This is a genomic window from Coleofasciculus chthonoplastes PCC 7420 (assembly GCF_000155555.1).
In the GTDB taxonomy this organism is placed as follows: domain Bacteria; phylum Cyanobacteriota; class Cyanobacteriia; order Cyanobacteriales; family Coleofasciculaceae; genus Coleofasciculus; species Coleofasciculus chthonoplastes_A.
In genome coordinates this window covers 22,581-49,444 of the sequence record NZ_DS989849.1, presented here as the reverse complement: position 1 = coordinate 49,444, position 26,864 = coordinate 22,581, and the positions used below count along the sequence as shown (strand labels likewise).

The 26,864-nt window shown below is 45.6% G+C and carries 28 protein-coding genes; 11 read left to right on the top strand and 17 right to left on the bottom strand.

The annotated features are described in order from the left end of the window. Positions 1 to 241: 241 nt before the first annotated feature. Entirely contained in the window at positions 242 to 706 is a 465-nt protein-coding gene (locus MC7420_RS13765) for a GNAT family N-acetyltransferase (RefSeq protein WP_006101149.1), read from the bottom strand. Between the two features lie 101 nt (positions 707 to 807). Here MC7420_RS13765 and MC7420_RS13760 point away from each other — a divergent pair, with 101 nt between their 5' ends. The 4 genes from MC7420_RS13760 to MC7420_RS13745 all read left to right on the top strand — a co-directional run bounded on the left by MC7420_RS13760 (position 808) and on the right by MC7420_RS13745 (position 4,281). Then, entirely contained in the window at positions 808 to 1,959 is a 1,152-nt protein-coding gene (locus MC7420_RS13760; protein WP_006101158.1) for a UDP-sulfoquinovose synthase, read from the top strand. Between the two features lie 235 nt (positions 1,960 to 2,194). After that, positions 2,195 to 2,500: a hypothetical protein gene (locus MC7420_RS13755; RefSeq protein ID WP_006101059.1), complete on the top strand. Its 306-nt coding sequence runs from the start codon at positions 2,195 to 2,197 to the stop codon at positions 2,498 to 2,500. A gap of 244 nt (positions 2,501 to 2,744) precedes the next feature. Continuing rightward, positions 2,745 to 3,878: a glycosyltransferase family 4 protein gene (locus MC7420_RS13750; RefSeq protein ID WP_006101106.1), complete on the top strand. Its 1,134-nt coding sequence runs from the start codon at positions 2,745 to 2,747 to the stop codon at positions 3,876 to 3,878. A 193-nt stretch (positions 3,879 to 4,071) separates the two neighbouring features. Next, positions 4,072 to 4,281 (top strand): hypothetical protein, encoded by a 210-nt coding sequence (locus MC7420_RS13745; RefSeq protein WP_006101125.1) that lies wholly within the window; start codon positions 4,072 to 4,074, stop codon positions 4,279 to 4,281. Positions 4,282 to 4,512: 231 nt separating this feature from the next. Here MC7420_RS13745 and MC7420_RS13740 read toward each other — a convergent pair whose 3' ends face one another. Next, positions 4,513 to 4,917 carry a DUF6464 family protein gene (locus tag MC7420_RS13740; protein WP_006101178.1) on the bottom strand — a complete coding sequence of 135 codons (405 nt, stop codon included), beginning with the start codon at positions 4,915 to 4,917 and terminating at the stop codon, positions 4,513 to 4,515. A 383-nt stretch (positions 4,918 to 5,300) separates the two neighbouring features. Between MC7420_RS13740 and MC7420_RS13735 the strand changes: the two genes are divergently transcribed. Next, entirely contained in the window at positions 5,301 to 5,519 is a 219-nt protein-coding gene (locus MC7420_RS13735; protein WP_044207174.1) for a hypothetical protein, read from the top strand. Positions 5,520 to 5,992: 473 nt separating this feature from the next. Here MC7420_RS13735 and MC7420_RS13730 read toward each other — a convergent pair whose 3' ends face one another. The 9 genes from MC7420_RS13730 to MC7420_RS13690 all read right to left on the bottom strand — a co-directional run bounded on the left by MC7420_RS13730 (position 5,993) and on the right by MC7420_RS13690 (position 13,729). Then, positions 5,993 to 6,208: a hypothetical protein gene (locus MC7420_RS13730; protein ID WP_157453174.1), complete on the bottom strand. Its 216-nt coding sequence runs from the start codon at positions 6,206 to 6,208 to the stop codon at positions 5,993 to 5,995. Between the two features lie 205 nt (positions 6,209 to 6,413). After that, positions 6,414 to 7,463, bottom strand: coding sequence for a M42 family metallopeptidase (locus MC7420_RS13725; RefSeq protein WP_006101117.1), 1,050 nt, complete (start codon positions 7,461 to 7,463; stop codon positions 6,414 to 6,416). A 405-nt stretch (positions 7,464 to 7,868) separates the two neighbouring features. Continuing rightward, positions 7,869 to 8,603 (bottom strand): LemA family protein, encoded by a 735-nt coding sequence (locus MC7420_RS13720; RefSeq protein ID WP_006101074.1) that lies wholly within the window; start codon positions 8,601 to 8,603, stop codon positions 7,869 to 7,871. Between the two features lie 33 nt (positions 8,604 to 8,636). Continuing rightward, a complete protein-coding gene (locus tag MC7420_RS39720; RefSeq protein WP_006101241.1) occupies positions 8,637 to 10,322 on the bottom strand; it encodes a TPM domain-containing protein in 1,686 nt (561 codons plus the stop codon). Positions 10,323 to 10,409: 87 nt separating this feature from the next. Continuing rightward, a complete protein-coding gene (locus MC7420_RS41475; RefSeq protein ID WP_198016458.1) occupies positions 10,410 to 10,868 on the bottom strand; it encodes a hypothetical protein in 459 nt (152 codons plus the stop codon). A gap of 125 nt (positions 10,869 to 10,993) precedes the next feature. Next, a complete protein-coding gene (locus MC7420_RS41470) occupies positions 10,994 to 11,542 on the bottom strand; it encodes a hypothetical protein (protein WP_044207169.1) in 549 nt (182 codons plus the stop codon). A gap of 318 nt (positions 11,543 to 11,860) precedes the next feature. Then, entirely contained in the window at positions 11,861 to 12,334 is a 474-nt protein-coding gene (locus MC7420_RS39705; RefSeq protein ID WP_157453173.1) for a hypothetical protein, read from the bottom strand. 234 nt (positions 12,335 to 12,568) lie between these two features. After that, entirely contained in the window at positions 12,569 to 13,402 is an 834-nt protein-coding gene (locus tag MC7420_RS36175) for a TPM domain-containing protein (RefSeq protein WP_006101270.1), read from the bottom strand. A 42-nt stretch (positions 13,403 to 13,444) separates the two neighbouring features. Beyond that, positions 13,445 to 13,729, bottom strand: a complete 285-nt coding sequence (locus MC7420_RS13690; RefSeq protein WP_006101142.1) for a DUF6812 domain-containing protein — start codon at positions 13,727 to 13,729, stop codon at positions 13,445 to 13,447. A 369-nt stretch (positions 13,730 to 14,098) separates the two neighbouring features. On the opposite strand from MC7420_RS13690, the gene MC7420_RS13685 reads away from it, so the two are divergent. After that, positions 14,099 to 14,974, top strand: coding sequence for a tRNA (5-methylaminomethyl-2-thiouridine)(34)-methyltransferase MnmD (locus tag MC7420_RS13685; RefSeq protein WP_006101121.1), 876 nt, complete (start codon positions 14,099 to 14,101; stop codon positions 14,972 to 14,974). Positions 14,975 to 15,221: 247 nt separating this feature from the next. On the opposite strand, the gene MC7420_RS13680 is transcribed toward MC7420_RS13685, so the two are convergent. Next, positions 15,222 to 16,064, bottom strand: coding sequence for a CPBP family intramembrane glutamic endopeptidase (locus MC7420_RS13680; protein WP_006101224.1), 843 nt, complete (start codon positions 16,062 to 16,064; stop codon positions 15,222 to 15,224). Between the two features lie 105 nt (positions 16,065 to 16,169). Beyond that, positions 16,170 to 16,583, bottom strand: a complete 414-nt coding sequence (locus MC7420_RS13675) for an AbrB family transcriptional regulator (RefSeq protein WP_006101064.1) — start codon at positions 16,581 to 16,583, stop codon at positions 16,170 to 16,172. 567 nt (positions 16,584 to 17,150) lie between these two features. Between MC7420_RS13675 and MC7420_RS13670 the strand changes: the two genes are divergently transcribed. Beyond that, positions 17,151 to 18,167 (top strand): succinate dehydrogenase/fumarate reductase iron-sulfur subunit, encoded by a 1,017-nt coding sequence (locus MC7420_RS13670; protein ID WP_044207168.1) that lies wholly within the window; start codon positions 17,151 to 17,153, stop codon positions 18,165 to 18,167. After that, positions 18,164 to 18,352, top strand: coding sequence for a chlorophyll a/b-binding protein (locus MC7420_RS13665; protein WP_006101126.1), 189 nt, complete (start codon positions 18,164 to 18,166; stop codon positions 18,350 to 18,352). The genes MC7420_RS13670 and MC7420_RS13665 overlap by 4 nt, the downstream gene beginning before the upstream one ends. A gap of 138 nt (positions 18,353 to 18,490) precedes the next feature. Here MC7420_RS13665 and MC7420_RS13660 read toward each other — a convergent pair whose 3' ends face one another. After that, entirely contained in the window at positions 18,491 to 19,621 is a 1,131-nt protein-coding gene (locus tag MC7420_RS13660; RefSeq protein WP_006101031.1) for a trypsin-like peptidase domain-containing protein, read from the bottom strand. A 5-nt stretch (positions 19,622 to 19,626) separates the two neighbouring features. Here MC7420_RS13660 and MC7420_RS13655 point away from each other — a divergent pair, with 5 nt between their 5' ends. Beyond that, entirely contained in the window at positions 19,627 to 19,929 is a 303-nt protein-coding gene (locus MC7420_RS13655) for a hypothetical protein (protein ID WP_044207167.1), read from the top strand. A 90-nt stretch (positions 19,930 to 20,019) separates the two neighbouring features. Here MC7420_RS13655 and MC7420_RS13650 read toward each other — a convergent pair whose 3' ends face one another. Further along, a complete protein-coding gene (locus MC7420_RS13650; protein ID WP_006101233.1) occupies positions 20,020 to 21,807 on the bottom strand; it encodes a tetratricopeptide repeat protein in 1,788 nt (595 codons plus the stop codon). A gap of 160 nt (positions 21,808 to 21,967) precedes the next feature. After that, positions 21,968 to 22,714, bottom strand: a complete 747-nt coding sequence (locus tag MC7420_RS13645) for a sirohydrochlorin chelatase (protein WP_006101144.1) — start codon at positions 22,712 to 22,714, stop codon at positions 21,968 to 21,970. A gap of 343 nt (positions 22,715 to 23,057) precedes the next feature. Here MC7420_RS13645 and MC7420_RS39695 point away from each other — a divergent pair, with 343 nt between their 5' ends. Further along, positions 23,058 to 23,228, top strand: a complete 171-nt coding sequence (locus tag MC7420_RS39695) for a hypothetical protein (protein WP_157453171.1) — start codon at positions 23,058 to 23,060, stop codon at positions 23,226 to 23,228. A gap of 4 nt (positions 23,229 to 23,232) precedes the next feature. Here the strand turns inward: MC7420_RS39695 and MC7420_RS13640 are convergent, their stop codons facing one another. Next, positions 23,233 to 24,177, bottom strand: a complete 945-nt coding sequence (locus MC7420_RS13640; protein WP_006101150.1) for a DUF4388 domain-containing protein — start codon at positions 24,175 to 24,177, stop codon at positions 23,233 to 23,235. Between the two features lie 1,582 nt (positions 24,178 to 25,759). Between MC7420_RS13640 and pilM the strand changes: the two genes are divergently transcribed. Next, a complete protein-coding gene (gene pilM, locus MC7420_RS13635; RefSeq protein ID WP_006101109.1) occupies positions 25,760 to 26,863 on the top strand; it encodes a type IV pilus assembly protein PilM in 1,104 nt (367 codons plus the stop codon). The last annotated feature ends 1 nt before the right edge of the window (position 26,864 follow it).

Genomic DNA, 26,864 nt, shown 5'->3' with positions numbered 1-26,864 from the left:
TTCGTAGATCATATTTCATTGAAGCGGCTGTAGCCGGGGATACATTGACCATCGTTACGGTAGCGGCAGTGGTAGCAACCGTTAAGGCAGACAGCCACGGTGAGTAGCTAAATTTCATAAATTGGAAACCCTGTAGTAAGTGAAACAACTGTGACAAATTAAATGACTAAATAAAGGAATGTTTCCTCTATCTGTAGAAGTATTTATAAAACTATACTTATTTATCTTTGTCAAGTCAATCTCATTGAGAGGATAAAGTCATAATTTCTACGGGAATTCGCAAGATAATCTTAGCAAAGTGAGATAAGCCGAACTTAAATTTAAGCGATCGCGGCAATTCTTGCCAGGAAACTGGCACAAAGCCAAAGCGCCTGTAGAATTGGGCTAGGCGCGTCCCTAAACATTCCAGATAGAGGGGGTGGCTGGCTTGGTGAATCAGATGCTGCGTCAGCAACGTTCCCAAACCGCGATCGCGCCACTCTGGGGCGACAACCAAACTCCCTAACTCCTGGGCGTCAGCAAACTGGCGTAACTGTCCACATGCTACCACCTGTCCTTCGCATTCAATCACCCAGAATTGCTGCCATCGTAACTGAGTTGGATCAAGTTTTGCCCCCAGTACCAATCGGAAAATCGCGCCCCGATCCCCAGAAGAGGCGCGTCGGAGGGTACAGTTGGCGGGTAGAGACGGCTGACTTGTATGCATGTAGGATGATTTAAGGTGCGATCGCTGATTTTAATGGTTCGAGAGTACCCGAAACCTGATACATTTACCGAGTATCGGCTCTTCAATTTTATGGATTGACTATGAAAGTCTTGGTTATTGGTGGCGATGGTTATTGTGGGTGGGCAACTGCCCTGCATCTATCCAAAAAAGGATACGACGTCGGGATTATGGATAACCTGGTGCGTCGTCACTGGGATATGAAACTGGGTGTAGAAACCCTGACGCCAATTGCACCGATTCAACACCGTATCCAACGTTGGCAGGATCTGACGGGTAAATCCATTGACTTGTTCGTGGGTGATATCACCGACTACGATTTCCTGATTAAATCCCTGCATCAGTTTGAACCGGAGGCAATTGTTCACTTTGGCGAACAACGGTCTGCCCCATTCTCGATGATTGACCGCGAACATGCGGTACTGACTCAGGTGAATAATGTCGTAGGGACATTAAATATTCTCTACGCCATGCGACAAGACTTCCCCGATTGCCATTTGGTCAAACTGGGGACGATGGGTGAATACGGCACGCCGAACATCGATATCGAAGAAGGCTACATCACCATCGAGCATAATGGGCGCAAAGATACCTTACCCTATCCCAAACAGCCTGGTAGCTTCTACCACCTGAGCAAAGTCCACGATAGCCATAATATCCACTTTGCTTGCAAGATTTGGGGACTCCGGGCAACAGATCTGAATCAGGGTGTCGTCTATGGAGTCTTAACCGAAGAAACCGGAATGGATGAGATGCTGATTAACCGCCTCGACTACGATGGCGTTTTCGGTACAGCCTTAAACCGTTTCTGTATCCAGGCGGCGGTGGGTCATCCCTTAACGGTCTATGGTAAAGGGGGACAAACCCGGGGCTTCTTAGATATTCGGGATACCGTGCGTTGTGTCGAACTCGCGATCGCGAATCCGGCTGATCCCGGTCAATTCCGCGTATTTAACCAGTTCACGGAAATGTTCAGCGTGGGTGACTTAGCCGTGATGGTGAAAAATGCTGGAACCCATTTGGATATCGATGTGGACATTAAGCACCTCGATAACCCACGAGTTGAGTTAGAACAGCATTATTTCTACGCCAAAAATACTTGCTTGTTAAGTTTAGGACTCCAACCCCATTACCTCTCTGATTCCCTGATCGATTCCTTACTTAACTTTGCCAGCAAGTACAAGCACCGTGTAGATGAAAAGCAAATCTTACCCAAGGTGTCTTGGCGGCGCTAAAGCTCTTGACTATCGGTTCAGGATTCAGGACTATGGTAGGGAAGACATAAAACATCAACGGAAAAAAATAGGGGTTGCGGTGATTGATATTCCCGTTTTTTCAACCCAATTCGGTCTAGAACAGCCCAGGATAATCACTGAACTAATGGTTTCGGTAAGAGGAACTAGAAACTCTTGGTTTCCTCTTACCCTATCTCATCTTTCCCTGGGAATAGCCAGATTTTCATAGCTTGTCATGATGATAAAATCGGCAATTCTTCTCGTATTTGTCGTCTTACCCGGTTTCGCTGCATCGGTTCTCAGTGCCTATTATCTTTTCCCAGAATGGGTAGCATTAGAGCGTCACCAAAGGTATTATCAACAGTTGTCTCAATCTCCATCTTCGACAATGCGGGATTTATCCATTGCCCAAGCCGCAGAAAATAGACATCGAATTAACTGTTTTGCTGAAGGTGTGGGCGTTTTATTAGGGGGAATTATCGCCGCCATTGGTATTCATGGACTCTGTACCTTACCGCCCAAAAACGCTGAAGATCCTTAGTTGTTCTAACTGTCGCCATCAAGGTGAAGATACATGGTACTAAAATTTTGGCTGGTGGGTTTCGACTTCGCTCAACCCACCCTACGGTATATAAGGATTTCGGCGATCCAAAAAGGTTGATTTTAGTGCCATTGAAGTTAGGACAGATATAATGGCTGAGACCCTATACCAGTAACAACCCTCCTACCTTCTGCCTCCTGCCTCCTACCGTTTGCAATACCACTCCGCACACAGTCACACGATTATGCGAATTGCCTTATTCACTGAAACCTTTTTGCCTAAAGTTGATGGGATTGTCACGCGACTGCGGCACACGGTTGATCATTTACAACGCAATGGTGACCAGGTTCTGGTAATCTGTCCAGATGGTGGACTCACAGAACACAAAGGTGCCAAAATTTATGGCGTTTCGGCTTTTCCATTACCTTTATATCCCGAACTGAAACTGGCATTACCTCGACCCGCGATTGGCATAGCGTTAGCCAAATTTAAGCCGGATGTAATTCATGTGGTGAATCCGGCGGTATTAGGGTTAGGGGGACTCTATTATGCTAAAGCAATGCAAATTCCTTTAATCGCATCCTATCATACTCATTTACCCCAGTATCTTCAGCATTATGGGTTAGGGATGTTAGAACCGGTGATGTGGGAATTAATTAAGGCAAATCACAACCAAGCCCAGCTTAATTTATGTACCTCGACGGCGATGGTGGAGGAATTGAGAGGGCGAGGGATTCAACACTTAGATTTGTGGCAACGGGGGGTAGATACAGAGACATTTCGTCCCAGTTTGGCGTCTGAGGACATGCGATCGCACTTGTCTCAAGGACACCCGGAAAGCCCGTTGCTGCTTTATGTGGGGCGGTTGTCGGCGGAAAAGGAAATTGACCGGATTAAACCCGTTCTCGAATCGATTCCCGGTGCGCGTTTGGCGTTAGTGGGCGATGGACCCCATCGCAGCGCCCTAGAAAAACATTTTGCCGGAACCCCCACCCATTTTGTCGGGTATCTGACAGGTGAAGCCTTAGGTTCTGCCTTTGCGTCGGCGGATGCGTTTATTTTCCCCTCCCGTACCGAAACCTTGGGATTAGTTTTACTCGAAGCGATGGCGGCGGGGTGTCCCGTTGTCGCGGCGCGTTCCGGGGGAATTCCCGATATCGTCACCGATGGGGTGAACGGCTACCTGTTTGATCCAAAAGATGAACAAGGCGCGATCGCCGCGACTCAACGTCTGTTCCAGGAACAAACCGAACGGGAAACCTTACGAGAAAACGCCAGGGCGGAAGCGGAACGCTGGAGTTGGTCAGCCGCAACCCGTCAGTTACAACAGTATTATCAGGGCGTGGTGTTGTCGCGATCGCTCTTACCTGCGGCTTGATTAGGGGCTGTTGAATAAGTCTTGTGGTGGGAATAGGCAACACCTCGACTTGCAATCAGAGGGTGGTAGGGGCACGGCATTGCCGTGCCCTCTTATATAGCTTGCGCCCCTACTCAGGTTCTGCATCAAACCTATTCACTCAAGCGATCGCCTTCTACAATGAAAGCATCAGACCAAATTCGAGGAGAAAGTCATGGCAGCAGAGCGAGAATTTGATGATGCTCTACATGAAGCTGGCGTAGAGGCGGCTAAGGTACTGAAAGAGTTTCTCAAGAATCCACCAGAAGGAAGCGCAGAAAACGACGCTAACATGGTCAAGGTAAAAGTTGCGCTTCAGGTACTAGCGATCGCCAATGATCTACCCACTCCCCCATTTTTTATCGATTCAAGCAATCAAGCTTAAAATAGCCGGAAAATCAGTTCCTACAATCAATTGATAGACGTTTCGCCGAAACGTCTCTACCTTCTCCCGCCACACTTCGCAGACGTGAAGATCGCGGCGGGATTTGTATAGCACTACGCACTCTAGTTAGGACAAATGAAGAAAAATTCAAATCCTTCAATCCCTTGATGAGTAAGCGTTTTTATTCACTATTGCCCATTGCCTGTTGCCTAGCGCGTAGCGCTATACAATCTAGCTTTGGCGACTTTTTCGATAGGGAATTTCAGAGTCAGTCAGGTTGGATTGGATAGGTTCGTAGTAACGGCAAGACTGACAAGGACCCTCTGGATTAACCGCACAACGCACAAGTTCAGAATTCGCATTATATTCACAACTCGCATCGCCCAGCACCCAGCGCCCATCAACCAAACTTTTCTCCGTCGGGCGCGGAGCCGATTGGACGTATAGGGCAATTTTATGTAAACGATAACGCCCAGATTTTAGAAGATAGCGATGGCGACGCTCTAAAACAGCGTAGGTTTGACCGTTATAGTCAAGATAATTACCCGGTTGGGGAGTCCAATCTAATCGGATATTACCCAGACTCTGACGCGATTGCGTCAGGATTAGCTCTGCGGGAAGAGAATCTGGCTCCATAGTGAGTGATAGGTGTGATGATGACTACACTTGGATGGTATCGCAATCATTGTTGTCATTCGTCATTTGTCGTTCGTCATTTGTCATTTGTCATTTGTCATTTGTCATTTGTCATTTGTTGACTCCCCCATCTCCCCATCTCCCCCAACTCCCCCGCGCCTCCGCTGGGGTGTGGGGTCTGACCCATATCCCTCAAATGGTTAGGATAGTTCATATTGGATAAAAGTGCTCGCCGAACGTCTCAGTCGAACGCTCAATTGCCGCGAAGTCAAAGCGTCAATCGGAAGTCCTGTCGGACTGCTGTCTATGTAAGGGGACTTGTTTCCTCCCCATACATAAATGACAGAGTATTCCATTCGTCCCCTTACCAACCCAGATTTTCGATGAAAATTTCAGTGAGACTTATACCTGGTGCGCTATCTGATTTATTCGCTCAAGCTAGCAGTTCTGGTAAAATTACGCTCGCTGACCGATACGGATTAATGGCAGCATTGCTAGAAGAATCACTAACTGATGAAGAAAGAGACTCCCTAGAACGATTACTCCGCGCATTTCGCCGAGGACGGATGAAGGTGGTCGATGAGATTTCTACACTAGAATAGTAGAGATGTGCCATGGCACGTTTGTCATAGGTAAAGTCGAGGGAGGGTATTGCCCCTTGCCCCTCTCTGTTATCATTAATCGCTTTATTTCTACTTAGGGACTTGCGGCTTAATAATATACCAATCAAGCTTGGCTGAGTTGATGAATACAGCTTTCTTCACTGGTACTTTATTTTTACGCAGCTCCCTTAGCCCAGAGAAGCGTCACTACTCATATTCGGTTGGGTGACATTCGATTAAGGACAGGTTTTGTGGATTGGTTATCGGTTATGAACCCTCCGGAGCGCGTCAATCCGCCCCGACAATAGTGTGACTTCATTTTTTCAGAATGGACTGAAAAAGAAGGTAAAGAGTTGGATTATTGACAAGTTGATACGTTGCGGCTTGATTCGATTCCTTTCGGTTTAGTTAATAATTAGTTTCTACGACTTCCTATTTGCCACGTCTTTTTTATTTAAGCCGATTCAACTTAATCAGGAGTCTTGGGGAATAGTATTTTGACCTTCCAATAATTTTAGATAGGAGTAGGGTACAGATAGGGGCCACGTAATAGTAGCGACAACGAAACAAACTCCACAGCTAAATTTATCGTCTTCCGATAAGGTATTATCTTCTTGTAAACAGGTAAACCACTTGTTTAACAAGCGCATAGCTACGACTAAGTAAAGAGTAACTGAGCTAACTAACATGATATGCAACATAATAAGCTTACCTTCAAGAATTGTTTTTTCAGCGCTAACGGCTGGTTAAGTCTTTCGCTTTTTATCTAGTATACTGAACGATTTGCTTCCCAAAAGCCTATACTACCCATATTTACACAATCTTCACTGTGCCTCTTTTATTTTAACTGTATTTTAATAAAGGGAGTTGCTATCCGTTGCCGTTGTGTGATATTCAGGTGAACTGAGTCTGGCAGTACGTGTCAAGCAAAGAAATGCAGTTGGCGATCGCACCCAAATGAGCCACCTCATAGCCATGGGTGTTTTGTGTCGGGAAACTCAAGCAGGCGGCGCGGGCAACATGACCAAGCTTCATGGCAATAGACGCATCGCTGCCAAACCCACTAATCGTGGCAAGCTGTAAAGGAACACCAATCCCATTCGCCGCCTGTCGCAGTTCCCAGTTGAGTCCCTCATCGTAAATCCCGTAGCCATCCTGAGACAACAGCACAGGTGCTTCCCCATCTTCAATTGGGTATTCTGAGGAGAGAGGGCAGATTTCTAGGGCGATTAAAGCATCAAGCGAGTGATTTTGGCTAAAATACAACGCGCCAATTGCGCCAACTTCTTCCTTCGCCGACGCCACTAAATAGGTATCCACAACCGGAGTTTTCACCTGTTCAGCAAGACTCAACAGAATGGCAACAGAGGCTTTGTTATCCAAGGTATAACTGGCAATGTAATCCTTGAGGCGTATGGGTCGCTTACGGTGTTTACCCACAACCATGCGCGTTCCAGGGCGCACCCCAGCGGCGACAAGTTCAGCCAGAGTACATTTCGTTTCCACCCAAGCCTCTTCCCAACGCAGGGGGGCGGTTTCCTGTTGCGCTTTTTGGGGAGATTCATGGGAAACATGACGTGATCCAAAGGAAAGAATCCCACTCAAGGTTTGATTATCCCCTAATAAATCGACAACGCCTTCCCCATAAACCCAGGGAAATGAGCCGCCGAGTTTGCGGACTTGCACTTGTCCCTGTTCGTCCATCGATTTAACAATACCGCCGATTTCATCTTTATGAGCAGTAATCGCAATGGATCGCTCAGAGGTTTGACCCGATATCTTAGCAATAATATTCCCGGCTCGATCCTGCCACGATTCGACACCTAAGCCTTGCAATCGACTGATCAGAAGTTGATCAATTTCTCGTTCTGCACCACTAGGAGAATGATGCAGCACTAACTCTTCAATAGTATTAAATAAGTGGTCGTAATTTGAGGATGGCATGAAGGCGATAAACTCACGCAATAAAGGCGAATACTACTGACCTAAGCTAGCTTCATTCGTAGTTGCGCTTGTAGTTGCGCTTGTAGTTGCGCTTTAGCGCCATCAACACTTCAGCGCTGACTATAAATCTATGGATGTATTACATCAATTTATAAAACGCTTACGTCAGTGCTATTCAGCTCAAATCAACCAACACCATAACATACTCGTTCTATATCGGCAATAATAAATAATTCAACATTTAAAGCAAGAGACGTTATTGATACCAGACACAAAATTCCCATCCCTGTAGGGGCGGGTTTAGTGATTAATCTTTCTAGCGTGTGATAATTAAACAGGCAAAACCCGCCCTTCCTATCCCCTAACTTATCAGACGAATCAGATTAGGCGTGAGAATCGTCCTTGTTAAGGTTCAGTGGTTGCCGTCTGGAAAAAGGATTGCGCCTCAAACCCTAACCCCTGTGCCAAAACTGAGTTAGGAAATTGCTGAATCGTTTGATTGTACCGTTGTACCGCCTGATTATAACGCATCCGTTCTACAGCAATGCGATTTTCGGTTCCGGCTATTTCATACTGAAGGTTCGTAAATAATTGACTCGATTGTAACTGAGAATTATTAGCGGCATAGTCTTGGAAACGGTTAATCGCGTCATTCACTTGTTCGACAGCAACCGCTTTTTTCTCTGGCGTATCCGCCTGTAAATAAGCCTGACGAGATTGCTGCAACAGAGACACCATTTCTTTTTCGTGTTTGGTATAAGCTTGGGTGACTCGCACTAAATTGGGAATCAAATCAGCCCGCCGTTGAAGTTGATTTTCCACTTGCGCCCATTTAGCCTCAACCTGGGAAGCACGGCGAGAAAATGAGTTATATGTGCCAATACTCCAAATTCCACTAATAGCCAAAAAACTAGCACCAACTATTGCCAAGATTTTCCGCTGCTTATGTCGCCGATTTTGCCGCGATCGCACCTCTTGAATTGCCTGTTGAATAAACTCCCCTGGAATCTGGGCTTCTGTACCCGCTTGTATGAGTTCGGAGGCGGAGTAAGCTTGGCTATGATTCGCATAATTGCGAGAGGCTAATTCTAAAACCTCTGACGTCATTGACTCAGGAATTCTCTTATCTAAATTATTCATTGTTTTACTTCCTTTTCATGGAATTTAAAGAAATTACCAACTCCCTCCAGCACCACCACCACCACTGGAACCACCACCGAAGCTACCACTAGAACCGCTGCTACCGCTACTCCCACTGGAACCTGTGCTGCCACTGTAACTACCATAACTGCCACTGTAGCTACTACTGGAAGAACGGCTACTACTTGAACTGCCACTAGAACTACGACTTGAACGGATTATTACTGCCTTTTCTTGGGAATAATCACAACATTTGCACTCGTCAATAATGAAACGTTGACTTAAGCTATATGGCATCATTGCTTCTCTACGAGTTACGGTTAATTCTTGACAGTGAGGACATCTTTGATAAGATTGAGAATCTAAAACATAAGCCCGGATATGAATTAACCGTAAAAGCATTTTTTGGCTACAGTGACGACAGTGCCAACCTTCAAATCTAACACTACCCAACTCTTGAGCAACTTTCTCCGGTTTGGTGAGCTGAGATGCAACTAAACTTGACTTGACTTTTCTCAGGAACAAATGACAAGAGTTACACCGCAAAGACGGATCAGAATAGTATCGTTCCATGAATCGGTGAGAAAGAGGAATAGCAATAATTGCTCCTGAAAATAATGCTGAACTGATAATAACCCCCACTTGTCCAAATAAGTATCCCATTAAATAACCTATAATACTCTGGACAAAAAATACGAAGAAAAGAGGAATAAAAGGAATTAAAATCAGAATCCCTAGAATAACCGACCAGAAACCTGTTACTATTGCGAATATAATGAAGATAATGATTGTTGATCGATTAGTAGTCTTGTAGCGCGAATGAAGCTTATTAATTGCCAGTTTTAATAGCTTACATCCAATAGCTAAAGAGGTGACAATTATTCCAATGAAGACTCCAATATTTGCTAGAGGGGTAATCGCGACAGAAAATAGGACCAGAGCAAAAGTAGCAGAAAACGTGACCAGATAAGCGAAAATATAAGCTTTACGTTCAGGTGTATATCCTTGTTGTACTCGCGATCGCCCTGTCGGTGTAAGATAAATTGGATTACTGATTTTCTTGAACTGACGATATCCTATCCAGGACAATAGTATACCGACCACACCCATTAACGCAATCCTGCCACGATGAGTAGCACTTAGGGATATCTCAGCTAGGGATATATCAGTAGGATTGGCTGAAAAAGAATGAGTGTTTTTACCCTGCAAAGCATTTACCAGTGCTTTCGTACCCGCTAATACACCACCATCAAAGTCACCTTGTTTGAATCGGGGTGTAATCTTATCTTCAATAATGTGTCCAACCTTTGCATCTGGTAAAATTGGCTCAATTCCATAACCCGTTTCAACTTCAACACGACGATCACCGACTGAAACCAAAAATAGTACACCATTATCTTCATCTGCTTTGCCAATTCCCCAATAATTAAACAAATCTGTTGTAAACGCTTTGGGCGAAACAGATGGTGCTGTTTCTGGCACAGTAACTACAGCGATTTCTGTCCCATTTTGGGCTTCTAACTCAGAAATCATTTGATTAAGTTGAGTTTCTGTCGAATCACTGAGGATATTTGCCATATCCGTTACCCAAGTGCCATTGACCTGTTGCGGATTGGGGACATCTTGTATATTTAACGCATAACTCAGATAAGGAAATAGCCAAATTGCTAGACAAAATAGACTTGCCACAACTAGGCGTTGAAGTTTGGAAACTTTCATGGTTTAATTCTCCAATTAAACACAAGTTATAATGCACGAGGACACAGAGCCTACCCAGAAGCATTCTCTGGGAAAGACAAATAACAATTACCAATCTCCGCCTGCACCGCCGCCGCCACTATCACCCCCGCCAAAATCACTACTACTGCTACTATCGCTACTGTAACTATCGCCACTACTACTGCTATCATTACTATCGCTACTGCTACTGCAATCATCACTACTGCTATACCAAATAGCACTGCTAGAACTACTGTTATCCCAGCTACTATCACTTTGCCAGTCACTACCGCCACTCGAATAAGAACGGTTCCCATTCTTGCAAAAACGGCTGTGGGAACGCTTACCCCTTGATTGACGTGTAGACTGGTAAATTATGACAATTGGTAGTCCCACGAGTAACAATAACACTATAAATCCTATCCAGGTGGACATATTAGCCTGAGATACCTGAATCGAAGACTGGGAATTAGTTGCGATGATACGAGCAACTTTAGGCGTCTGGAAAAAGTTGCTCGGACGAATTTCACTCTGTATGTTGTCCATGATAACCTCTAATAAACATTGAATGAAATGGAGTGTTGAATGAGTGCAAGCGGGTCGCCCCTACAGTCCAGGCTACGGGTGTTTAGGATTATCAATAAGGGGCGATCGCACTCAAGGAAGGCTGCTTAGAAATCACCGCCAGCGCCACCACCGCCACTGTCACCACCACCAAAACTACCACCACCGGAATCGCCACCACCACTGTAGCCACCGCCACCATAGTCACCACCACTGTAGTTACTGCCCGTGTAAACACCTCCCGTGTGACTACTACTCGAAGAACGACGCCTTGAAGAACGACGACTCGAAGAACTGCCATTACTATTGGCGACTAGAAAAATCACGACCGTTGGCACACCTAATAGTACGAGTAATGCCAGTAAAGCTTCTCCAGAGGATTTATAGATCTTAGATTGGGACTCTAAAGACGTAGTATGACTAGCGACTCCAGTATTCATTTTAGCCGTCGGCAAATCGGAATTAATCGGATTGCTTGGTTTTTCGGTGTCTTCACTAACAATCGCTGCTATTTCTGTCGCCAAACCGCTATTGACTGGTTGCGAACTGGTAACGTTTTTAACTGTTAAGCCTTGTGCCGCTAGGGGTGAGAAAATTGTGAGGCAAAATGGAACTGTCCAAAGTATCTGTTTGAGTTTAGGGGCAAAAGATTTCATGATTTCAATCTCCGAAAAAACTTGATGTTGATTGGGTTATGTGAGGACGCTGTAAATTCTTGAATCTGCGTCGTCTGTCTCTTACTCGCTATTGAGTCTTGGCTTTTATGCGAGAGGTTGATTGTTGTAATATCTCTTTACAACGTGATAGTGTCGATTAACTAACTTAAGAGTTGGTAGAACGTGATGCGATCGCTGATGGTAAAGACAGCGCCACTACAAACCCAGCTAAGGGAGTGTGTCTTAGACTCAAGAATTTGTAGTCAGCGCTTGACTTATGGCACGCTTGGGGCAACTACGAACCAATATTGATTCCGTTTAGAAACCACCACCGCAACCGCCACCACCACTAGAACCGCCGCCAAAGCCGCCACCACTGGAACCACCGCCACTGCAACCGCCGCCACCAGTAGAACCGCCGCCAAAGCCGCCACCACTGTAACCACTGTAGCCACTACTCGAAGAACGACTACTACCAGAACGATAACTGCTAGAACTGCTAGAACTGCTAGAACTGCTATCGCTATTTAGGGCTAGAATCAGCACTCCAACAGGTATACCCAATAGTATGAGTATTGCTAGCACAGCTTCGTTAGACGACTTATAAATACTGTCTTCAGGAGATGTGGTATTACTCGCGACTACAGAACTCGTTTCAGTAACGACTGCTTGTGTTTCGTCGAATGTGCCTTTTTCAACGGTTAGGGCTTGAGCAGCCAAAGGCGAGAAAAGGGTTAGACAAACTGGAACTGTCCAAATCATCTGTTTGAGTTGACGTGCCAAAGGTTTCATGGTTTTAATCTCCGATAAACTGTTGATGTTGATGAGGTTATGAGGGAAAGCTGTAATTTTTTGAAGCTGAGTTATTTGTCTGTTATTCACTGTTAACTCCTTAGTTCTCTGCAAAAGGTCAATTTGAGAAATAATGTTTCACACATTTAGCAAGCATCTGCTATCTACTTGAGGCAGTCAAAACCTGTAATGATGAGGTAGTCAAAACCTGTAATGATCCAAGCGAACATAAGATTAGAAACCACCGCCAGCACCGCCACCACCACTGGAACCACCGCCACTACTAGAACCGCCACTGCAACTACCGCAACTACTGGAACCAACACTGACACCGCCACTAGAAGAACGACGCTTGGAAGAACGGTTACTCTTGCGATTAGCAGCGAGTAGGACAATGATGCCCACAGGTACTCCTATAAATAGAAGTAATGATTGCAACGTCCCTCTAGAAAAGGTTTCTTCACTAGATAATTGAGATGAAGATACAGCCGTCGTACTGTTGGTCGTTTTTCTATTCGTTTGGATAGTATCGGTTGTATTGACGTCATCGCCTAATTGAACAACTAATGCTTTGGTTCCGGCTAATGTACCCGTATCAAAGTCACCTTGCTTAAAGGGTGGAGTAATTTTAGTTTCGATAATCTGACCTACCTGGGCATCAGGTAAAATTGGTTCGATACCATATCCGGTTTCAATCTCGACGCGGCGATCGCCTATGGAAATCAAAAACAGTACACCGTTGTCTTCATCCGCTTTGCCAATCCCCCAGTGATTGAACAACTCGGTGGTAAACGCTTTGGGTGAGGCGGCGGGAGAGGTTTCAGGTACAGTCACCACTGCAATTTCTGTGCCATTTTCAATTTCCAACTCGGAAATCATTTGATTGAGTTGGCGTTCCGTATCCTGACTGAGAATATCTGCCATATCTGTTACCCAAGTGCCATTCCTTTGTTGCGGATTAGGAACCTCTTCAACGGTTAAGGCGTGGGCGGAAAGCGGTGAGAGGACAGTGAGACAGAAGGGAACTGCCCAAATTGCCTGTTTGATTTTAGTGGTTATCGTTTTCATAATGTATTTCCTCTAAACGTTGGAGTAAGTTCGCCATAGTCGTCAGGCTGCACCTGCTGAGACAGAATCAGTTTTCCCAGTATGAGATGAAGTGGGTGACATCTCTGCCTCACATAAAAAAGCGATCGCAGGCTTGTTGATGCACAGAGAGGACATTTGCGTGAGCGGCTGTCCCGGTTGGTGGATTTCTACATCCGTCAACACAATGAAATTTCGAGAATTATTGAGCATATCGGAGAGTCTAGAACGATAGCTGTTAGGAAGGGCAGAAACTGCCATATCACCCAAGATTTGAACGTTATTTAGGGTCAAAATTTGGACTCTCATCGAATTCTTCCTCAAATTTCATTGGTGTTGTTTTCTGACACCCTGACCATAGATCGGTTTGTTCGTTTTGCTCATTCTTGTGAGCTATTTCTGTTATACCCCCTTTGAATGAGGTTTGTCAAGGGGCAAGTACAAGCCTTAAACTGTCTTATGTTTCAACGCAATGCTAAAATCTCAAGTCCTATAATGACGCTATGACAAGAGTTGTAGTCATTTGAAGCGGAACAAAAAGTCATGGAAATGGGGAGGGATGTGAGGGATGTGAGGGATGTGAGAGATAAAGCAACCGCCACAATGGTTAGGACTGAGAACACGTCTGCCTCCTGCCCGATGGGGAAGGTAGAATTTTGAATATTATTCAGACGAACCATGGCAAAGATCCCCAGCTTTACCCCTCAACCCACAGCGGATGGCTCATTCACCTTCTTTTCTGAAGCGTTTGGTGAATATTTCCACAGCACTCAAGGGGCAAAAACGGAAGCGTTATTAAAATTTGTAGAACCTTGTCACTTGAAACAAAAAGCCCAACAGCAGGTTGTGCGTCTGCTGGATGTATGCTATGGCTTAGGCTACAATACGGCGGCGGCTTTAGAAACGATTTGGATAATTAACCCCAGATGTCGAGTTGAATTAGTCGCTCTGGAATTAGACCCGACTGTACCGCGAAGCGCGATCGCACATCATTTTCTCAGTGGCTGGAATCACCCAATTCCCGAACTCCTAGAGTGTCTGGTGGCAACCTCAGAAGTTAAAACGGATCAGCTTCAGGCGCAACTTTATTTCGGCGACGCCAGAAATAGCATCCAGCAATTGTCTCAGTCGAACCTCCAAGTTGATGCTATTTTTCTCGATCCCTTTTCTCCTCGTCGCTGTCCCCAATTATGGACGGTGGAATTTTTCCACCAATTAGCTAAATGCTGCACCAAAACAGGTAGACTAGCAACCTATTCCTGTGCGGCTGCTGTCCGTAGCGGCTTAATAACGGCTGGATTTCAGATTGGTGCGACACCGCCTGTGGGAGGACGACAACCGGGAACCGTGGCAAGTTTTGACGCTTCCACTCTACCCCCTCTCTCCGAGCGATCGCGTCAACATTTACAAACCCGTGCGGCGATTCCCTATCGTGATCCTCAACTTGCGGATCAGGCTGAGATTATTCTGCAACGGCGGCAAATTGAGCAGCAAGCCTCTACTCTCGAACCCACCTCCCACTGGCAAAAACGTTGGTCAGCGAAAGAGGGATGAGGAAGCTGGGGAAGCAGAGGGAGCTGGGGAAGCTGGGGAAGCAGAGGGAGATGGGGGAGATGGGGGAGATGGGGAAGAATTGTAGAGACTTCTCCGGTGGAACATCTTTTGTAGGGGCGGGTTTTACCACTAACGTTTCGTTTTGACCCTGATATAACTAAACCCGCCCCGACCTCACCGTTCAATTATCACAAATGACGAATGACAAAGGACAAATGACTAATGACCAATGACGAATGACTAATGACTAATGACTAATTCCCCACAGGAACGCAGCAACACCGAGTAAACACAAGATACCAGATATCCCAGCTAAGGGATTATCTGCTATTCCCGTTATCCATATTGGTCCTTTTCTGGTATAAGAAATCAGTTTGGCTTCCTGAAGACAGGTTAATCCCCAAATCCAACCCGCGTGGAGTCCCCAGGCTAAGCCTAAACTCCCCCCATTTACACACCGGGCTAAAACTAATACCATACCCATTAGCCACAATCCAGGAATTTGAGGGAGCGTCTGTTGCTGTTCCCAAATCAGATGTAATAGAGCAAAAATCAGACTGGATATTACCGCCGCTATTGCCAGAGAATAGTCCTCTTGGAGTTCCGTCAGAAGGAACCCGCGAAACACCAATTCCTCGATTAATCCAATCCCTAGTCCTATTCCACATATTGGCAATCCAATCCGGGTCAATTGCTGCCAATTTTCTCCATGCCAATCCACCCAGCCTACTAGCCATTGTCCCGTAAAGCTGATTCCTAAACTCAAAATTGCCACGCCCAATCCCCCGACTAAGGATATCAAAATCCGCGTCGTCCAGTCCCAGCCATAGTCGGGAAACGATGTATCTTCTATCTGTGTCGCCCCCCAGATAATCAGGGGGGCAATGAGGTAAAGAACAGCAAGGAATGGCAACTTTTGCTGTGCTGCCAAAGGCTTAGGAGGATGCCATTTCAGTCGGGTGGCGATCGCGATGGCTAAAGGCAACCACAACGCAGACCAAGCCAGAAAAAAAACCGCGACTTTTACCAGCGCCGATGCACTTATTAGCCAAATAATACACGGATTATCTGCCTGATCAAAAATAGCCATAAGCGAGATCGGCAAACGGTGAGGAGCTATAGTTTTTACGCGGCTACTTTCATGCTGCCAAGGATGGATACTTTGCATAACCCATCCTTTTTAGCATGAACTGCCTCAAACCTCTGCGGCTTCTAATTCCTCTTCAGACTCCTCAGATGTATCCAGATCCACCTGCTTGAGATGGATATGCTTGTAGCCCAGTTTAATTTCAAACTCATCACCGGGCTTTAATCCCATTTCCTGAGTGTAGGTTGAGCCAATCACAATCTGACCATTTTTATGGACGCTGACGCGATATGTCGGTTCCCGACCACGACCATCTTTTGCTCCCTCTGGATCTAAGGGAACACCTTTCGCCGCTAACACCGCATCATAAAAATCAGTTAAGTTGACGCGGGTCTGACCTGTTTTACTTTCGGAGTAATAGCCACAGCGTTTTGCTGTTTCTCGCCGAGGCAAGTGAGAAAGCTCTTTTACTTTTTGAAGTAAGGCTTTCCCCGTTAATGTATTAGCTTGGGTCTCTGCCATAATTTCACAGACTATCCTTTATTTTTCAGGATGGTAAACGTCGTATGCTGCCAAGTGTATTTGGCTATATAAAAAATATATCGTTAAATCTCTGGTTTTGGTCAAGATTTTTTTGATCATTTATTAAAATTTCTAGGAATTTGAGCCATAAGGATTTTTCGGAGACGCCAAAGCCGCTTCTTAGGTTAAAATTTTAACCAAGATAGGACTCTGTGGCAAAAGATCGAACCTGAAGTATGTTCAGATCAGTGATCCATCTGGAGATTTGGCAGGTCATCTGGGAAAAATTTGACCAGACACAAGGGAGAGAGCATCTATCAGCAGAAAATCAACACTCCCAAGAATGAATGCTGAGTGACCGCCGATTGTCTTAGACTGTAGTCAGTTTGCTAAATATCGTGGCTAAATGCTCACGGGCAAGTTGAGCGAGTGCCTTCTGGCAATATTTCTCATCTATATTTATGGGCGATCAGGAAATGAGGGGGTGATGGTCAATGGGTAGGTTGTGACTCCTGAGAAGGTGGTAATTTTCATATAGGTGTTGAGATACAAAGAGAGCATATCACTATGCAAGTTGCCTTTAAAATCATTCGACAGACTCAAAATACCTCCCCCACTATCGAGACTTACAAGTTAGATGTGGAGGAAGGAAACACGATTCTGGAGTGCCTGAATCGGATTAAGTGGGAGCAGGATGGAACCTTAGCGTTTCGCAAGAATTGTCGCAACACAATCTGTGGTAGCTGTGCGATGCGGATCAATGGTCGCTCCGCACTGGCTTGTAAAGAAAATGTGGGCAATGAATTGGCGCAGATTCCTGAGCATCATCGTCCAGAGATTCCGGAAATCACAATTGCCCCCCTAGGTAATTTGCCCGTGATTAAGGATTTAGTCGTGGATATGCGGAGCTTTTGGGACAACTTAGAAGCGGTTGAACCCTACGTTAGCACAGCCGGACGAACCATTCCAGAACGGGAATTTTTACAAAGTCCCCAAGAGCGATCGCGCCTGGATCAGAATGGTAATTGTATCATGTGTGGCGCTTGTTATTCAGAATGTAATGCTCGCGAGGTTGATCCCACATTTGTTGGTCCTCACGCCCTCGCCAAAGCCCAACGTCTAGTCGCCGATTCTCGCGATACCGCCATAGAAAGTCGCCTGGAAAACTACAATCAAGGCACTAAGGGGGTGTGGGGATGTACCCGCTGTTTAATGTGTAACGCCGTTTGCCCAATGGATGTCGCCCCCATGGATCAAATCGGTAAAATTAAACAAGAAATTCTGACTCGCAAAGACAAGCAAGCCAGCCGCTCAATCCGCCATCGCAAAGTCTTAATTGATTTGGTCAAACAAGGAGGTTGGGTTGATGAGCGCAAATTTGGTATCCAAGTGGTGGCGAACTTCTTCCGAGATATTAAAGGAATGCTCAGTTTAAGTCCCCTCGGATTACGGATGCTCGCCCGTGGTAAATTCCCCCTAGGATTTGACGCCTCCGAAGACACCGCCCAAGTGCGATCGCTGATTGAATCCGTCCAAACCTTGAAATCTGAGACACCAGAGGAAGAAATTTTACCAAAATCATGACATCTCAAACACCCACCCCAGAAGAATCGACAACAGAAACCCCCAACCAACCCGAACCCGCTTTTGGGTGGACACCTTACGCCGAACAAATCAACGGACGGTTTGCCATGATCGCATTTGTGGCTTTATTGCTGATCGAGTTGATTACAGGTAAAGGTTTATTCGGCTGGTTGGGTTTGATTTAGTTATTTGTCATTGGTCATTTGTCCTTTGTTAGGGAACAGGGAACAGGGAACAGGATAGTGTAGAGACGTAGCATGCTACGTCTCTACACCCCCATCTCCCCACACCCGAAACCCGAAACCCAACACCCGACACCCTGACTACCAACGAGAATCGTGCGTCACTGAATTCCCCCCAATCGCCACCGCCCGTAAATTGTATGATCCGGTTTGTCCGGCTTCATAAGCGTTTGCCATTAATAAATAGATTCCATCCCTGGGTAAAGTGACAGATAATCGGGCATTGGTGCCACCACCACTATCATCATCTTGGGCTAAATCATTACCATTGGGATCAAGCAAAATTAAATAAGAATCGATTTCCCCACTGGTCATATCAATTTGCACCCGCTGACCCGCTCTGCCTTCAAAGGCATAGATGTCAAAAAAGCTGTTATCGTCCGCTAAAACATGACTTCCTTGACCCAGCCGACCGGGAATCACTGTACCATTGAGGGCTAAGGGTTGAGGAGGGTGATGAGTCGGAGAGGGGCTGGGCTGCTGCACCGTCTGGGGCGCACGTCCATTGCGTACAGCCGCCAGAAATGGGCGAATTCTATCAATGCTAATCGCAAAGCCAATTCCTAGATTCCCGCCGCTAGGACTGCCCAAAATCGCTGTATTTACCCCAATTAATTCACCTTGAGAGTTCAGTAGGGGTCCACCAGAGTTTCCCGGATTAATCGTAGCATCGGTTTGAATTAAGCCCCGTTGTTGGTCAATGCGGCTAACAATTCCTACGGTAAACGTGCCTTGAAACCTGCCAAAGGGATTGCCAATGGCAAATGCCCGTTGTCCAACTTGGACTGGACGAGGAGCCAGAGAAATCGTCGGTAAATTGCTAGGAGTGCGAATTTTGAGAACCGCTAAGTCTAGACCATTATCCCCAAACGCTACCACATCCGCGCTTAGGCGTCTGCCATCCGCTAGCGTTACCGTAACCGTCGGGGAACCTGCGACAACATGAGCATTGGTGAGGACTAATCCATCGGCGCTAATAATACTGCCACTGCCTGTACCTTCTACTGTATCAATGGAAACTACTGCCGGACTAGCTTGTTGATAAACCTGAATATTAATTTGTTCATCAATATCTTGAGCCACTGCCACTGTTGAGCCTAGCCGGAGATGCAGCCAGTCAATTGGTGCGATCGCGTGGAGAGTCGTAGCACCAATCGCAGTCACAGTAGCAAGGATTCCCGATATAGCAATAGGCAAGCGTTTGGTACTCATGGTTGATGGTCATTAAACCTCAAGGTCTAGTTTTATGGTGGCTTATGCTCAAGTCATTGATCAGTAATTATGTGACAATTTTTTGGGGATACACCGTAGGAAAAGCTGGGGAAGCTGGGGAAGCTGGGGAAGCTGGGGAAGCTGGGGAAGCTGGGGAAGCTGGGGGAGCTGGGGAAGCTGGGGAAGCTGGGAGAGAAAGTTATATCTTTGAATGCAACGTGTTATTCTCACTTAGGTTTTTTTCCTTAGACCTTTCTGCCTTGAAGACTTTGGTTACATGTAACAGAGATCTACACCAAGGAAAGTGAGCTAGCTCCTATATGTGAGTCCAGCGAATGACGTAGCTTGTTTCTCGAAAAGCTAGTATGACAAATGACAAATGACAAATGACAACTTATTCAGCGCAAGGTCTTAAGTTGGAGCTGCGCTTCATTATATTGATCAATTCTGCCGTTGTCGAGATGCAGCTTAGAGGCTTGCTCGAAGTCGTTAATCGCTTCCATTGTATTCCCTAGTTCAGCATGGGTTAATCCTCGACCAGAGTAAGCAAAGGCATTATTGGGATTAAGTTGAATGGCTTTGGTATAATCGTCTAGAGCGCCAGAGTTATCGCCAAACTTTCGGCGGACACGAGCGCGATTGGTGTAGGCGACGCTGTTGTTGGGATTGAGTCGAATGGCTTGGGTATAATCTTCGAGCGCTCCTTGGTTATCGCCTAACTTACGCCGAATTTCCCCGCGATTAATGTAAGCATTCTCATAACTGGGTTCAATGCGAATCGATTGGCTGCAATCTTTGAGTGCTTTTTGATAGTCTTTAAGATTTAAGTGGGCAATACAGCGATTGTTGTAAGCGATGTGGTTATTTGGATTCTGAGTAATTGCCTCCGTACAATCTGCGATCGCGTCTCGATAGTTTCCTAGGTTAAACTTTGCCTGACAGCGATTTGTGTAAGCCATACTATCTGTAGGGTCAATCGCGATCGCTTGGGTATAATCATCTACAGCCCCCCTATAGTCTGCCAAATGAAATCGGGTTCTACCTCGATTGTAATAAGCCTTGGCATCATTGGGATTATACTCAATGGCTTGCGTATAATCTGCCATGGCTTCTTGTTGATTACCCATCGCACTCAGCACTAATCCTCGTGCCGCGTAAGCTTGGGCATTTTGGGGATTGAGCTGAATTGCTTGATCGAGATCGGCGATCGCGGCTTTATACTGGTTCAGTTGGTAGTTGGCGATTCCTCGATGGTAGTACGCTTGATCATCATTGGACTTTCGTTGAATTAATTCGGTAAAGTCTTCTACAGCACCTTGCCAATCTTCCAAATCGTAACGGGCTAGTCCTCGCTGATAGTAAGCATCTGTATTACTTGGAGCAAGCTCAATAAGTTTAGTGTAGTCTTCTACAGCGGCTTGATGCGCTCCCAAATCATCGTAAGCTATGCCCCGATTCCCATAGGCTAATGGGTTGTTAGGATTAAGTTGAATTGATTCATCAAACGCCTCAATCGCGCCCTGCACATTACCACTTTTTAGGTGTTCCACTCCCTGTTCAAAAAACTCTTGCGCTTTTATCCGGTCTGGATTTTGGCTTAGCAGCCCCATTAATCCCAGCCCAAGGGCTAAACTTATTCCGCCTACCAAAATGGGCAAACGCCATCGCTTCAGTCTGGATTGATTAGCCGATTTCGGCAATGGTTTTTCGGGAAATATTTCCCAATTGCCAGAATTAGCAATGGATGTTTGGGTCGAGGTGGATATCAAGGGGGATTCTACTTCGGGTTCAGGGGGTTTAGCTGCCAAGGTTAGCATTTCTTGAAACCGGATCAACCCTTGATCATCCTTGGGCTGTTGACCGGATTTTTTCTTCAATGTATTTAAGGGATGATCGGGAACAAATTCTTCGACTAGATAAAATTTTTTATTTTCGACAAAATAGTTGACAATTTCTGGATTTTGGTTAGTTTGTGCCAACCGTTCCAGGGTTTCAGATTTATGAGTCAAGAGAAATTGCAGCCGACGAAGTGCCTGAGGATTTTTTGTGGGCAACTTGAGTTGTCGAATCACGCAAACCGGGCAATCGGGGTGGCGAGTATCGGCGGCTAGGTAAATTAATCCTGAGACACCTGAGCCTAAAATCCTGACAACACGATAACGATTATTGAAAACCTGATCGATCATGGCAGCCTAGCACCTGGCTTATCGCCCTAAAGCATCCGTTTGGGGTCATTTTAAGTGTAGTCTGATCCCAAAAGGGAACGGGGAACAGGGAACTGCCCACCAGCATACCAGTCAGTGGCATTCACCCTCACGTATCTGCGTAGCCCTAGATATAACTGGACTACACCCTCTGTCTGGTTAAATCTAGGATTAACTCCGCTAACTGGGGAGTTGCGCCAAGGGGTTCACCGAACTCAAGTTGGAGTTGAGGGTATTGCTGTTGTAGATCAAGGACAGATTGTGCGATCGCGTCTGTAATTCCGCCAGCAAACAAAAAATAAGGCACAATGGCGATATGCTGATATCCAGCCTCCGCTAAAGTAGCGACTCGTTGACTGAGCGTTGGTTCGATTGACCAATAAGCGTCGATTGCGCCTAATTGTTGGGCTAAGGTGGCGACTGGCTGGTTACCACCAGGACGACGTGTGCCATGAGAGATTAGAATTTTAATCGGAGCATTTAGGGGTGGCTGTTGATTCACCAGCAGTTGTCCTAAATGGGGATGTACTCCGATATGAGGTTGCAGGTTGATGGTTAATTTTTCCCCTAACCGTTGTTGTGCGATCGCTACTTCTTCCGGGATATCCTCCATCACATGTACCCCCGGTAAGAGAAATAAGGGCAAAGCTTGGATCTGCGGGTAGCCAGTTCTTATCGCTTGAGTCGCAAACTGACAAATTTGTTCATGTAAGGATAGAGGTGCTAGTTCTAACGTGGCAGTTCCGATGCGAATCCTCAAGGCTTGACTTGCCTCACCTTGACTCGCTAACTGCTTCTGGAGTAACTGTGCCAATTCCTCTAGTCCTCGCTGAGGACGTGGATCTCGGCTTCCGTGAGCAATAAGTAGATAAGCAGAGGAGCTAGGCAAGAGTCTTAATCGTTAATGGGGATTACTTAGTAAACAATTGTATCGTCTGAAGTCGGAATTATGAATTATAGCGCTAGGCAATAGGCAATAGGCAATAGGCAATAGGCAACACCTCGGCTTCGCTCGGTGTGGAATATGCAATAGTGAAGAAAAAAGTTTACTACCTATCGGGGTGATTCAGATGGGTTGTATCGACAGGAAGGAATTGTTCTGAATGTGGAAACACCGTCTAAAGGATTTCAATGGAAATTTAAACCCCCATCAATGGAAGAATATCATCGGTTGGCGAGAGTTAAAATTTGTCCAGTTACCGTATTTCATTAAATTTGGAAAATGATCGATCATGGAGAGAATATATCACTTACCGCTCTGTCTGCAAGAAAATATGGCAAAAGAATATGGAAAAGACACTGTATTGGAGCAATTAACCATGATTGAGCATCACTACTGGCTGTGGTATTCCAACTATTTCACTCAAATCGTTGCCGCCGTTGATGTTCAATCGGACAAGTAAGCGATTAGCATTGAATCGTTTCTTTCTCTCGTTTCAGAAATGGTAATGAAGTGGGGGAGGAATGCGTGGAAACATAATTCCAATTTCGCTCTTGACGATTACCTCCTTTACTCCGCAAGAAACCCACTAAGTTTTGCAAAAGTGATGGCGTAATCCCTTGTTTCTCTGACGCTTTAGACAACTGAGCGGGTAAAGGCTCAATTTCTTGAGTGGGCAAAATACCAGCCAACAGAGGTACTTCCTCAACTAAACCTACAGTCATCAGGGTAAATGCGACATGCTGCACTTGTTCAACGGGAACATTTAGTTCTTTTGCGATCGCAGACAACGAAACTGTCCCTTGCGATCGTTCCCATACTTGCTCCTCTAAAGGATACAAGCGATAAGCAGGACTACCCGCCATGATACTAGCTAATCCTGAATTTGGGGCAGGTAGTTTATCATGGAGATTATCCCAATTTTTCAGTAATCGCAACCCTCTCAATGTGGCTTCTGTCGCTGAGATGCTCAATCCTGTCATTTCTTTGGTGGGTATGGGAGCGTTTGGGATAAATTTAAACTGACCTTCCTTGAGTTCAAATAACGTACACACTCGCTGCAATACCTGATTCTGAAAAAGCTGCTTTAAATGTTCGATTGACAAGATTCCATGATGTTTGAGGCTCAACCCCAAGGGTTTATCAGTCGGACATAGCTGTACAAGTTTTGTTACTACGCGCTGGCTCACTCCCATCTGTTCAGCAATCAATTTGACTAAACCTTGATGATCTAATTGATCTGCTGCCGCCACAATACGTCCCTGGTAAACCCAAATGTAATAAATTGTGTTGAGTGGTGTGGGGTCTTCTGGCAATGCTCCTAGCGTCAACACTCCAGTTTTCTGTCCTTTCTCTAGAAACTGGAAAATTTCTGGTATTGAAAAGTCGGATAAGGAACTGGTAATCGACATAATTTTTGAATTGAACGCTACGCAGGATAATTTGCTCTACTACTAACGCATACTACGCTTTATTGGCTTAGTTCGTAAGGTTTCAGCCGCCTTGCTTTTCAATTCTTTACTAGCCGTGAGCAAATTGTCGGCTTTTTGTTATCTACTATACGAAAATCCAGTGATTTGCTGCCAGAAACCTGGCATTTAGCGCTGAAGGTTTGCTCTAAAATACTAAAATTTGTTAAGCTATCGGCTCAGTCTTTATTCCTAAGTATCTATACCGACTCCCAAACCGATCAAGGGGATGTATGGCGCTATTGAGTATGTCATCTAAATTTGATGCTTATCCTGCTGGTGGATTACCTCAGTAAAATCACTGAATAATTATCTAAGATGTTAGCGATTGCTCACAATCTTAAATCTAAACAAAAATCACAAACTCTAACATTGTAAAAATTGATACAGTTAAATCCTTGAACTTGAGCAGGATTACAGCCAGAGGGAATCACCAGTGCTTGCCGTGGAGCATCGAACCTGCCTGCGATCGCGCTGACTTGATGTTTGATTGTTGATACCTATACCTGACAGCAGGATGACACCTCCCTGCCTCAAAATAAATGCAGATTTCATTTAAAAAAGCTATATAAAGGCTTAATTCGACTACGGAAATAGAATTCTGCGCTCTATGGAAACAACATTGATTTCTTCTATGAAGATCCCGACGCCGAAGTTTTGGGATACCTTCACTGGAATGATGAAGGATCTCGCCTAATCATCCTTAGTGAACTACCCGACGCTGAGGGCAGCCGAAGCGCGGGCTTCCTACCCAGAAACCAGCGTAGTAGTAGATTGCTTTCGTCCTCTAAGTAGGTTGGTGGAAATAAGCTCAACTATATTAAGTTATGTAAAACTCGCCTCAAACTCTTACAAAGGACGAATGACGAATGACGATCACCACCGCCCGCCTTTAACTGTCCCTACCTACTTATTACTACGTCTTACAGTTTGGCGATAGGCTTTGTCCCGTGTCCTACAGCTAAAACCGGACAAGCTCCTGGGTTATTCACCATCAACAAGTTACCTGTCAACCATGATTCGGCGTGACTCCCTTGCCAACGCTAAGATGGGGTATCCGTTGCCAAATCAGGAGAAACAATCCACACTCAAGCCAGTTTAGACTTATAATTTTGACTGGAGATTTGGGTTTAGATTTCCCGTCCTTGTCGGACGGCTTTAAAAATGTCCTAATATATCGATGAATTCATGTATACTAATAATAGCGGTAAAGCGCACATAAAAAGCGAAGTTGGTAAAGCGGATTATTATCTCTTGTATCCGGAGCCCTGGCAGCAAAGAATAAAGCCTAAATCTTGCAAACTGAGAGACGTTAAAGCGAGAATTCGATAAATCTCGATACATCAAAATACCGTGGGACACACGGAAATATAAGCTTGAGGAGTGAGTTGAAAGACTCAAGTATGCTCGATAAGACCAAAGGTAAACCAATTCACTTGTTGAAGCGGATAACCGGAGGCAAGGTCAGCCCAAGAATCCCCGCACGTATAGGGCGGGGATTGTCAAACCAGTCCCCACCTGAGCTATGTTGAACCGTTTCCAAGATCTATTTTCTAAGGGTAAAAAGGGTATCGGGATAGAATTAGCACCAGAACGTATTAGTATCGCCCAACTGCGTAAGCAAGGTCAGGGCTACAAGCTGGTGAGCCTTCACACCCATGAAGTCCCCGAAGGTTTGTTTGACGGAGGGAAGATTATCGATGCCGCCAGTTTAGCTGAACTTGTGACTGAAATTCTCGATGAACATAAACTCAAAGTCGAGCAAGTCGCCACGGCTGTCCCCATGCGGGAAGCGGTGATTCGGATTATTCCGATTCCCGCTGAACTCGATGACACTGAACTGCGAGATATGGTTCTAAACCATGAAGCCGGTCTATACTTACCCTATCCGCGCGAAGAAGTGGATTTAGATTACCAAAAACTGGGCTTCTTCATGGACGAAGATGGGATTGAAAAAGTACAAGTCTTGTTGGTGGCAACACGCCGCGAGGTGACAGACACCTATCTGGATACCTTCCAACTGGTGGGTTTAAAGGTGGATGTCCTGGAAATCAATAGTTTTGCCCTGATTCGCACCATCCGCGAGCAACTGCGACAATTTGCGCCCCAAGAAGCGGCGGTATTGGTGGATATAGAATTTGATAGTACCGAAATTGCGATTATTGTCGATGGTGTCCCCCAGTTTTCCCGCACCGTTCCCATTGGCACATTCCAACTCCAGAGTGCCTTGTCGCGAGCGATGAATTTACCGACATCCAGAAATACGGAACTCTTGCAAGGAATGACCATACCCAACACTCCGGTGGATGGCATTCGCACAGGCGCCACGGGAATTAATCCGGGAATGGCAGCACTGCTGAGAGTTTTAGGTGAACTCGCCGATGAATTGCGTCGTTCCATCGACTTTTATTTAAATCAGAGTGAAAATCTAGAAGTGGCTCAACTCCTCCTCGCTGGACCTGGTGGCGGAATTGGACAACTGGATGAATTTTTCACCCAACGATTAAGCTTGCCTACCACTCAGGTTGATCCGATTGCGGCACTATCCTTAGAGATGGAGCAAGATGTTCCCCCAGTACAACGACCCGGATTGGGAACGGTACTAGGATTAGGATTGCGGGAGGTTTAAC

Coding starts and splice junctions, on each gene's coding strand:
- MC7420_RS13640 (WP_006101150.1), bottom strand. CDS start 24,177: ATGTCGATTACCAGTTCCTTATCCGACTTTTCAATACCAGAAATTTTC.
- MC7420_RS13665 (WP_006101126.1), top strand. CDS start 18,164: ATGACATCTCAAACACCCACCCCAGAAGAATCGACAACAGAAACCCCC.
- MC7420_RS39695 (WP_157453171.1), top strand. CDS start 23,058: ATGGAGAGAATATATCACTTACCGCTCTGTCTGCAAGAAAATATGGCA.
- MC7420_RS13740 (WP_006101178.1), bottom strand. CDS start 4,917: ATGGAGCCAGATTCTCTTCCCGCAGAGCTAATCCTGACGCAATCGCGT.
- MC7420_RS13685 (WP_006101121.1), top strand. CDS start 14,099: ATGGCAAAGATCCCCAGCTTTACCCCTCAACCCACAGCGGATGGCTCA.
- MC7420_RS13745 (WP_006101125.1), top strand. CDS start 4,072: ATGGCAGCAGAGCGAGAATTTGATGATGCTCTACATGAAGCTGGCGTA.
- MC7420_RS13660 (WP_006101031.1), bottom strand. CDS start 19,621: ATGAGTACCAAACGCTTGCCTATTGCTATATCGGGAATCCTTGCTACT.
- MC7420_RS13675 (WP_006101064.1), bottom strand. CDS start 16,583: ATGGCAGAGACCCAAGCTAATACATTAACGGGGAAAGCCTTACTTCAA.
- MC7420_RS13760 (WP_006101158.1), top strand. CDS start 808: ATGAAAGTCTTGGTTATTGGTGGCGATGGTTATTGTGGGTGGGCAACT.
- MC7420_RS13765 (WP_006101149.1), bottom strand. CDS start 706: ATGCATACAAGTCAGCCGTCTCTACCCGCCAACTGTACCCTCCGACGC.
- MC7420_RS41475 (WP_198016458.1), bottom strand. CDS start 10,868: ATGGACAACATACAGAGTGAAATTCGTCCGAGCAACTTTTTCCAGACG.
- pilM (WP_006101109.1), top strand. CDS start 25,760: ATGTTGAACCGTTTCCAAGATCTATTTTCTAAGGGTAAAAAGGGTATC.
- MC7420_RS13655 (WP_044207167.1), top strand. CDS start 19,627: ATGGTCATTAAACCTCAAGGTCTAGTTTTATGGTGGCTTATGCTCAAG.
- MC7420_RS13730 (WP_157453174.1), bottom strand. CDS start 6,208: ATGTTAGTTAGCTCAGTTACTCTTTACTTAGTCGTAGCTATGCGCTTG.
- MC7420_RS13680 (WP_006101224.1), bottom strand. CDS start 16,064: ATGGCTATTTTTGATCAGGCAGATAATCCGTGTATTATTTGGCTAATA.
- MC7420_RS13755 (WP_006101059.1), top strand. CDS start 2,195: ATGATGATAAAATCGGCAATTCTTCTCGTATTTGTCGTCTTACCCGGT.
- MC7420_RS41470 (WP_044207169.1), bottom strand. CDS start 11,542: ATGAAATCTTTTGCCCCTAAACTCAAACAGATACTTTGGACAGTTCCA.
- MC7420_RS13735 (WP_044207174.1), top strand. CDS start 5,301: ATGAAAATTTCAGTGAGACTTATACCTGGTGCGCTATCTGATTTATTC.
- MC7420_RS13750 (WP_006101106.1), top strand. CDS start 2,745: ATGCGAATTGCCTTATTCACTGAAACCTTTTTGCCTAAAGTTGATGGG.
- MC7420_RS39720 (WP_006101241.1), bottom strand. CDS start 10,322: ATGAAAGTTTCCAAACTTCAACGCCTAGTTGTGGCAAGTCTATTTTGT.
- MC7420_RS13725 (WP_006101117.1), bottom strand. CDS start 7,463: ATGCCATCCTCAAATTACGACCACTTATTTAATACTATTGAAGAGTTA.
- MC7420_RS13690 (WP_006101142.1), bottom strand. CDS start 13,729: ATGAGAGTCCAAATTTTGACCCTAAATAACGTTCAAATCTTGGGTGAT.
- MC7420_RS13650 (WP_006101233.1), bottom strand. CDS start 21,807: ATGATCGATCAGGTTTTCAATAATCGTTATCGTGTTGTCAGGATTTTA.
- MC7420_RS39705 (WP_157453173.1), bottom strand. CDS start 12,334: ATGAAACCTTTGGCACGTCAACTCAAACAGATGATTTGGACAGTTCCA.
- MC7420_RS13720 (WP_006101074.1), bottom strand. CDS start 8,603: ATGAATAATTTAGATAAGAGAATTCCTGAGTCAATGACGTCAGAGGTT.
- MC7420_RS36175 (WP_006101270.1), bottom strand. CDS start 13,402: ATGAAAACGATAACCACTAAAATCAAACAGGCAATTTGGGCAGTTCCC.
- MC7420_RS13670 (WP_044207168.1), top strand. CDS start 17,151: ATGCAAGTTGCCTTTAAAATCATTCGACAGACTCAAAATACCTCCCCC.